This is a genomic window from Qipengyuania sp. (assembly GCF_042095715.1).
Classification (GTDB): domain Bacteria; phylum Pseudomonadota; class Alphaproteobacteria; order Sphingomonadales; family Sphingomonadaceae; genus Qipengyuania.
On record NZ_JBELMO010000100.1, the window covers coordinates 1 to 7,141 of the forward strand.

General features: G+C 67.1%; 8 protein-coding genes and 1 other RNA gene. All 9 read right to left on the reverse strand.

Annotated features, from left to right (window positions below; genetic code table 11):
- A partial coding sequence (locus ACFDTG_RS15415) for a hypothetical protein (protein WP_375291851.1) occupies nucleotides 1-183 on the reverse strand: 183 nt, incomplete at its 3' end.
- A 42-nt stretch (nucleotides 184-225) separates the two neighbouring features.
- Nucleotides 226-567 (reverse strand): YbaB/EbfC family nucleoid-associated protein, encoded by a 342-nt coding sequence (locus ACFDTG_RS15420; protein ID WP_375291852.1) that lies wholly within the window; start codon nucleotides 565-567, stop codon nucleotides 226-228.
- The gene (locus tag ACFDTG_RS15425; RefSeq protein ID WP_375291853.1) at nucleotides 564-2,429 is read right to left on the reverse strand and encodes a DNA polymerase III subunit gamma/tau; all 1,866 of its coding nucleotides are present in this window, start codon (nucleotides 2,427-2,429) and stop codon (nucleotides 564-566) included. The genes ACFDTG_RS15420 and ACFDTG_RS15425 overlap by 4 nt, the downstream gene beginning before the upstream one ends.
- 69 nt (nucleotides 2,430-2,498) lie before the next feature.
- Nucleotides 2,499-2,593: signal recognition particle sRNA small type (gene ffs / locus ACFDTG_RS15430), an RNA gene on the reverse strand.
- Nucleotides 2,594-2,758: 165 nt separating this feature from the next.
- On the reverse strand, nucleotides 2,759-3,037 hold the full coding sequence (locus tag ACFDTG_RS15435) for an ETC complex I subunit (protein ID WP_375291854.1): 279 nt from the start codon (nucleotides 3,035-3,037) through the stop codon (nucleotides 2,759-2,761).
- A gap of 111 nt (nucleotides 3,038-3,148) precedes the next feature.
- Nucleotides 3,149-5,560, reverse strand: a complete 2,412-nt coding sequence (gene hrpB / locus ACFDTG_RS15440) for an ATP-dependent helicase HrpB (RefSeq protein ID WP_375291855.1) — start codon at nucleotides 5,558-5,560, stop codon at nucleotides 3,149-3,151.
- Nucleotides 5,557-5,775 carry a helix-turn-helix transcriptional regulator gene (locus ACFDTG_RS15445; RefSeq protein WP_375291856.1) on the reverse strand — a complete coding sequence of 73 codons (219 nt, stop codon included), beginning with the start codon at nucleotides 5,773-5,775 and terminating at the stop codon, nucleotides 5,557-5,559. The genes hrpB and ACFDTG_RS15445 overlap by 4 nt, the downstream gene beginning before the upstream one ends.
- Before the next feature lies 1 nt (nucleotide 5,776).
- Nucleotides 5,777-6,181, reverse strand: coding sequence for a hypothetical protein (locus ACFDTG_RS15450; protein WP_375291857.1), 405 nt, complete (start codon nucleotides 6,179-6,181; stop codon nucleotides 5,777-5,779).
- 81 nt (nucleotides 6,182-6,262) lie between these two features.
- On the reverse strand, nucleotides 6,263-7,141 hold an 879-nt coding region (locus ACFDTG_RS15455), incomplete at its 5' end, for a polyprenyl synthetase family protein (protein ID WP_375291858.1).

The following is a 7,141-nucleotide window of genomic DNA, read 5'->3' on the forward strand; positions in this document are numbered from 1 at the left end:
GTGAAAGCTTTTTTCGAGAACGGCCCCATCCTCGACCTCCAGCAACAATCCGCGGGCCGAAATATCGCGCACGAGAACGGGCTGCGCTTCGCCATCGCCGTTCGTCACGGTCGTGGCGAACAGAAGATGCCGACGCGCCTCGCTGCGACGCTCGATTTCCGGGGACCAATCCTGGGGGGTCATAACAGTTTCCTTACACGCATTTGTGCAGGTCAGAAACCAAAACTAGTTGAAACCGGGCAAATTCAAGCCGGGCGGAAGGCCCATGCCGTTTTGGACGCTTTGCATCTCTTCGGCCGCCTTGCGGTCGGCCTTGTCGCGCGCATCGTTGAAGGCGGCTGCCACCAGATCTTCGACCATCTGTTTTTCCTCGGGCTTCATCAGGCTGTCGTCGATAACGACGCCGATGATCCGGCCACGTGCGGTGGCGCGAACCTTAACAAGGCCGCCGCCTGCGCTGCCTTCTACCTCGATGGTATCGAGCTTGGCCTGCGCCTCGCCCATCTGCTTCTGGATCGTCTCGGCCGCCTGTTGCGCGGCTGCGAGCATTTCTTCCATGGATTTCATGCCTGATTCCTCCATTCTCGGCCGCCACCGGGCGGTCCATCGGCGTGTTCGATCTGTTCGGCCTCGGGGAAAGCCGCGAAGACCGCGGCGACCAGCGGATGGGCGCGAACTTCGTCAGCGGCCTTTCGCGCGGCCTGGGCGTCGCGTTCCGCCAGGGACGGTTCACCGCCCTCTGGCAGCTCCTCCAGGATCCATCGCCGACCGGTAACTTCCTTCAGCGCATCGCGGATCACGGACGCGGTATCGTCGCGGTATTGCTCGGAGCGGCTGTAGCGCAGCAGCCCCGGCTCGACCGAAATGGGCTGCACCTGAAGCGCCATGATGCTGGCGGCCAGCGCGAACCCACTACGCTCGACCTCCGCCACCAATGCCTTCCAGTCGATCGCCGCAGGCGCCTGAGGCTGCGAGGGCGATGCCCCCTCGCCCTGCGCACCCGGAGCGATCTGGGCTGCCGCAGAGACCACATTTTCCAGCTTTTTGGCCAGTTTCCCCGGATCGGGCAGGTCCGCCGCATGCAGGGCACGCAGCAGTGCCATGCGCGCGGATGCCAGCGGATCGGGCGCATGGCGCACCTCTTCGTGCCCCTTGAGCAGCAATTGCCAGAGCCGGTGCAACTGGCCGGGCGACAGTCGCGTCGCCCATTCCATCAGCTCGGCGCGTTCCTCGGCGCCAGGCGCGTCCGCTTCCCCCGCCGCCTGCGCCACGGTGATGTGGTGGACGACATCCATCAGCGCGCGCATCAGCGCCAGCGGTTCGACGCCGAGGGCGTATTGCTCGTCCAGCGCGCCCAGCAGCGCCTTGGCTTCTCCGCCCAGCAGATGGCCAAGCATACGGCGCCGTGCACCCTTGTCGGCCAGACCCAGCATTTCGCGCACCCGCGCCGCGGTAACCTGCGGCTTCGCTCCTTCTGCCGCCCCTTCCAGATCGGCATGAGCGATGGCCTGGTCGAGAATGGAAAGTCCATCTCTTACCGAGCCTTCCGCCGCCGAGGCGACGAGATGCAGCGCCTCCGCCTCGGCCTCCACGCCTTCCTTGGCGCAGATTTCGGCAAAGTGGTCCTGGAGCATGGGCGCTGGGATGCGGCGCAGGTCGAAGCGTTGGGTCCGGCTGAGGACGGTGACCGGCAGCTTGTCCACCTCGGTAGTGGCGAACAGGAACTTCACATGCGCCGGAGGTTCCTCGAGCGTCTTCAGCAAGGCATTGAAAGCATTGCGAGACAGCATGTGAACTTCATCGATGATGTAGATCTTGTAGCGCGCCGAGACCGCCGCATAGCGCACCGCCTCGATAATATCGCGAACATCGTCCACGCCGGTGTGGCTGGCGGCGTCCATCTCGATCACGTCGATATGACGGCCTTCGGCAATGGCAACGCAGGGTTCGCACACGCCGCAAGGGTCGATGGTGGGGCCGCCCTGTCCATCCGGGCCAATGCAATTCAAGGCCTTGGCGATGAGGCGCGCGGTGCTGGTCTTTCCCACACCGCGCACGCCGGTCATCAGGAAGGCATGGGCAAGCCGATCACGCTTGATGGCATTGGCGAGTGTCCGCACCATCGCATCCTGCCCGATAAGCTCCGAAAAGGTCTGGGGCCGGTATTTGCGGGCGAGCACGCGATAAGGCTGCGCCGGGTCGGGAGCGGCGGCCGATGATGGATCCGGATCGGGCGCCCGAACTTGTCCATCAACCGCTTCATCACCCTGTCGAGCATATGGGTCAGACACCGGAGCGCTCTCCTGATCGGCCCCGAACATCGCCGATTGTCCAGCCTGTTCGAGTTCCGCCGCACTCGGCCCCGCGTCATCGCGCTCGGGATCGGTATCCCAAGGCAGATTGTCCGAGTTGTCCGGTGAATCGGGCATCGCAAACTTAGTTAGGCCGGGCTTCGGCAAATGTCATGCCGCGCGGCGTGGAATTCAGCCCAATGGTGGGAATGAGGAGCCGGCCGACCCGCCGCAACCCGTTGTGGCTGCTTCCTTCCGGACCTGACCAGGTTGGCGGACGCAAGCGTCCGACCGACTCCCAGGCGCGCATATGGCTTGGGACGGCGCGGAATGCAATATGTCGGTTGTGGGGTTGGCAGGCTTGGCAAGCGCCAGAGGTGAAGTCGAAGCCTCCGCGCGCCCTCACCGCAAGGGCTTCGGCTTCGCGATCCCCCTCCCCATCGCCACGCAACAGAGAGGATTGTGCTTCAGCGAAAATTATCGGCGTAAGCCTGAAGCTTGAGCGACTTGGGCGGCGTGGCGTGGACGCGGGCGGCGATGCCGTGCTTTTCCGCGTAGGCCTTTGCGGCGTCCTTGTCGGGGAAGGTCAGGCGGACCTGTGCCTGCGTGTCGCCGCTGCCGGTCCAGCCCATCAGCGGGTCGGGGCGGCGCGCCTCCGACTGCTCGAATTCCAAAATCCACTGATCGGTCAGCGCCCTGCCCGACTGCATGGCGTTCTTGGGGCGTTGATAGATACGTGCGGACATTTTTGTTCTTCCCTCAAACGCCGGGCGGCGGACCTCCGTCCGCCTTGGCTCTCGCGGCAGGAGCCGCAGCGCGCGGTCGCGCTTGCGGTCCAGCTATGCTGGTCCGTTAGCCTAAGCCTGGCTGCGATTAAACGCATTTTTGGTCTTGAGGCTCGGCGCCTCGGTCCATGGCTCGTCGGGCCAGCGGTGCCGGGGATAGCGGCCCTTCATATCCTTCTTCACATCGGCCCAGCTCCCACGCCAGAAGCCGGGGAGGTCGCGCGTCGCCTGAATCGGGCGGCCCGCCGGGCTGGTCAGCTTGAGCAGCAGCGGAGTTGTGCCAACCATCGGATGACGGTCGAGGCCGAACAACGCCTGCACCCGTACCTCCACCGAAGGGGCATCGTCCCCGGTGTAGGCGACGGCGTGGTGCGTCCCGGCAGGCGAGGCGAACCGGCGCGGCGCCAGCCGGTCGAGCCGCTGGCGGCTGTCCCAGTCGATCAGCCCCAGCGCCACATCGGCCAGCGCGCCTGGCGTCAGATCGAGATCGCGCCGCCCATGGAGCAGCGGGACCAACCATTCCTCCGCCCGCGCCGCCAGCGCAGCCTCCTCCAGCTCCGCGATTCCGGCGAAGCGTGCCCTTGCCAGCAACTCCGGCGGTAGCAGCGTCCCCAGCTTCTCCACGGCTTTATCCACAAGGATATCCACGATAGCCGCCGGATCGGGATCGGGATCCGGCCCGCTCGCCAGCACAATCTCTCCCAGCCTGCGTTCGAGCCGTGCCTCCACGCGGGATCCCGTCCAGCGCAGCAGGCTGCGCCGTTCGATCCGCGTGCCCAGCCAGAACTCAATTTTCGCCTCTTCCAGCACCGTGGCGGCGGTGATGCGCGCACCCTTCGCTTGCCCCTGCGCATCCCCCACCACGAGGAAATCGGCACGAGCCAGCGGCGATACGGTGTCGAGCACGAAGCCGCGCCCGCCTGCCGATTGCCAGCTTTCTCCGCTGGCATCGCGGCGCTTCGCCACGAATTCGGGGCGCCCGGCGGCCAGGATCACGCCTAACGGGACGGTACCACCCTGCCCCCCGCCCGCCTTGCGCGCCCAACCCGCCGCCAGCTTGCGACTCGCCTCCGCGCGCGGGCTGCGGTCCGCGTTCCAGCGCGAAAGCCGCGCCTCCAGGTCCTCCCCCCGGCCGCCCAGCCCGCGCTCCGGCAACAGCAGCGCCAGCCGCGCTGCGCGCTCCGCCGCGTCGTGCTCCGCTCCGAACAGCACCATGGCCGCTCCGACCGGATCCATCGGCAAGGCTGCCATCCGTTCGCCCAGCGGGGTGATCCGCCCCTGCCCATCGAGCGCGCCGAGCGCCTCCAGCGCGCCGCGCGCCGCCGCGACCGAAGGCGGCGGAGGCGCATCCAGCCATGGGAGGCTGGCGGGATCGCTGCTGCCCCACTGGGCGATTTTCAGCACCAGCGGCGCCAGATCGGCGTCAGTAATCTCGGGCGGTTCGAAGGCGGGGCGGCCGGGATGCGCGGCCTCTTCCCACAGGCGATACGCCACGCCGGGGCCCTGCCGCGCGGCGCGGCCCGCACGCTGGGCGGCGGCGGCCTGGCTGGCGCGGCGGGTGACGAGATGGGTCGTGCCCGCCGCGCGGTCATACTCGGCGCGGCGCGCCAGACCGCTGTCCACCACCACGCTCACGCCGTCCAACGTCAGCGATGTTTCGGCGATGGCGGTGGCCAGGACCACGCGGCGGCGGCCTTGCGAATCGCGGCGGATAGCGGTGCGCTGGCCGGCGGGTTCAACCTGGCCGTGCAGCGGCAGAACCAGCGCCTGCGGAAGGCGTTCGACCATCCGTTCGCGCACGCGCTCGATCTCGCGCACGCCGGGAAGGAAGGCCAGTATGTCGCCCTCCTCGGCGCGCCATGCGGTCTGGATCGCCGCGGACATCGCATCTTCCACCCGGTCCTGCGGGCGCGAGCCGAGCCATTCGATCCGCAGCGGATAGGCCCTGCCTTCGCTCTCAACCACCGGGGCATCATCGCCCAGCAGGCGGGCGAAGCGCGCGCCGTCTATGGTGGCGCTCATCACCAGGACGCGAAGATCCTCGCGCAAAACGGCGCGGCTCTCCAGCGCCAGCGCCAGCCCCAGATCGCTGTCGAGATGGCGTTCGTGCGCCTCGTCGAACAGCACGGCGGAAACGCCCGGCAGCTCGGGGTCGGCAAGGATAGTGTTGACGAAGATCGCCTCGGTCATGACCAGAATGCGCGTCTTCGCGGATCGCCTGCTGTCGAGGCGGGTGAGATAGCCCACCGTCTGCCCCGGCTTTTCCCCCAGCATCTGGGCCATCCGCTCCGCCGCAGCGCGCGCCGCCACCCGGCGCGGCGATGTGAGGATCACCGTGCCCGTGCACCATTCCTCCGCCAGCAGCGCGGGCGCGACCGCGGTGGTCTTGCCCGCCCCCGGTGGTGCCACCAGCACCGCCCCCGTCCGCCCGCGCAGCGCGGCAAGCAGATCTGGCAGTACGGCATGGATGGGAAGGTCGCTCATTCGCCTTCCCAGCCGAACACATCTTCCAGCCCTACGCCGAAACGGCGGGCGATGCGGAAGCTGGTTTCCAAGCTAGGCGAATAGCGGCCCTGTTCGATGGCGATGATGGTCTGGCGTGTCACGCCCACCGCCTCGCCCAGCGCCGCCTGGCTCATCTGCCCGTTCGCCTCACGCAGTTCGCGCACGCGGTTGGTGATGGGCGGCCGCTTGGCCATGTCAGTAGCCGCGCCGCAGCAAGGCGATCTGCATCGCGTAGTTGACGATCTGCGCGAGGATCAATCCGCCCAGCAGATGGTGGAACAGCATGTTGCCGTGCGGGAACGCGACATAGACCCCACCCGCCAGCACCACGCTGACGGCCAGGACTACCCCGGCAACCTGCCCGGCCCGCGCCGCGACCAGCCGCTCGCGCTCGTCCAGCGGCGCGCTCGCCTCGCGGGGAGAAAGGATGGCGAGGACGACCTGCACCGCGATCGAGATCGCAATCACCGCCAGCACATAGGGCAGAAGCGGGCCGATCACCGGCGCATCGGGCGCGGATTGCACCAGCGAGGCGTACCACAACCCCGTGACGATCATCACCATGGCCATCACCCAAGCGGATTTTTCCCTGAACGACATGCGAATCCTCCTTCCATGTAAAATATCTTTTACACAGATGAGAGCCTTCGATGGCGATGTCAAATATTTCTTACATGCACCCTAATACCCGCGCGCAACGGCGAAGCGGGCGGCCTGGGCCATAGCGGTGCGGGCGGCGCCTTCGGGGAAGATCGAGATCGCGTCGATGGCGCGCTGAGCGAAATGCGCGGCGCGTTCGCGGGTGGCGCCCACCGCGTCATATTTGGCGATAAGACGGATCGCCTCGGCCAGCGCATCGTCGTCACTGCGGAAGCCGCCCATGGCTTCCTTCCAGAAGGCGCGCTCCTCCGGCGTGCCGCGCGCATAGGCGAGGATTACCGGCAGGGTCATCTTGCCTTCGCGGAAATCGTCGCCCCGCGTCTTGCCCATGGCGGCGGCGTCGGAATCGTAATCGATGGCATCGTCCACCAGCTGGAACGCGACACCCAGATTGCGGCCATATTCGTCGAGAGCGTTTTCCTGCTCGCCATCGCATTCGGCCACCACGGCGGCGATGCGGGTGGCAGCTGCGAACAGCGCGGCGGTCTTGGCGCGGATGATCTGGAGATAGCGGCCTTCGCTGGTCTCGATCTTGCGCTGGGCGGTGAGCTGGTCGACCTCCCCTTCCGCGATCACCGCACTGGCGCCCGACAGGATCTTGAGTACCTTGAGGCTGCCGTCCTCCACCATCAGTTCGAAGGCGCGGCTGAACAGGAAATCGCCCACCAGCACGGTGGCCGGGTTGCCGAAGATGATGTTGGCCGCCGCCTTGCCGCGCCGCAGATCGCTGCCGTCCACAACATCGTCGTGCAGCAGTGTGGCGGTGTGGATGAATTCCACGCTGGCGGCCAGCTTGTGATGGCGTGCGCCGTTGTACCCGACCAGCTCCGCCCCGGCGAGCGTAAGCATCGGGCGCAGGCGCTTGCCCCCGCCCGAAATCAGGTGCCCGGCCCGCGCGGG

What these genes read in the sequence shown, in the direction of transcription:
- ACFDTG_RS15420 (WP_375291852.1), bottom strand. Translation starts at nt 567, where the DNA reads ATGAAATCCATGGAAGAAATGCTCGCAGCCGCGCAACAGGCGGCCGAG.
- ACFDTG_RS15425 (WP_375291853.1), bottom strand. Translation starts at nt 2,429, where the DNA reads ATGCCCGATTCACCGGACAACTCGGACAATCTGCCTTGGGATACCGAT.
- ACFDTG_RS15435 (WP_375291854.1), bottom strand. Translation starts at nt 3,037, where the DNA reads ATGTCCGCACGTATCTATCAACGCCCCAAGAACGCCATGCAGTCGGGC.
- hrpB (WP_375291855.1), bottom strand. Translation starts at nt 5,560, where the DNA reads ATGAGCGACCTTCCCATCCATGCCGTACTGCCAGATCTGCTTGCCGCG.
- ACFDTG_RS15445 (WP_375291856.1), bottom strand. Translation starts at nt 5,775, where the DNA reads ATGGCCAAGCGGCCGCCCATCACCAACCGCGTGCGCGAACTGCGTGAG.
- ACFDTG_RS15450 (WP_375291857.1), bottom strand. Translation starts at nt 6,181, where the DNA reads ATGTCGTTCAGGGAAAAATCCGCTTGGGTGATGGCCATGGTGATGATC.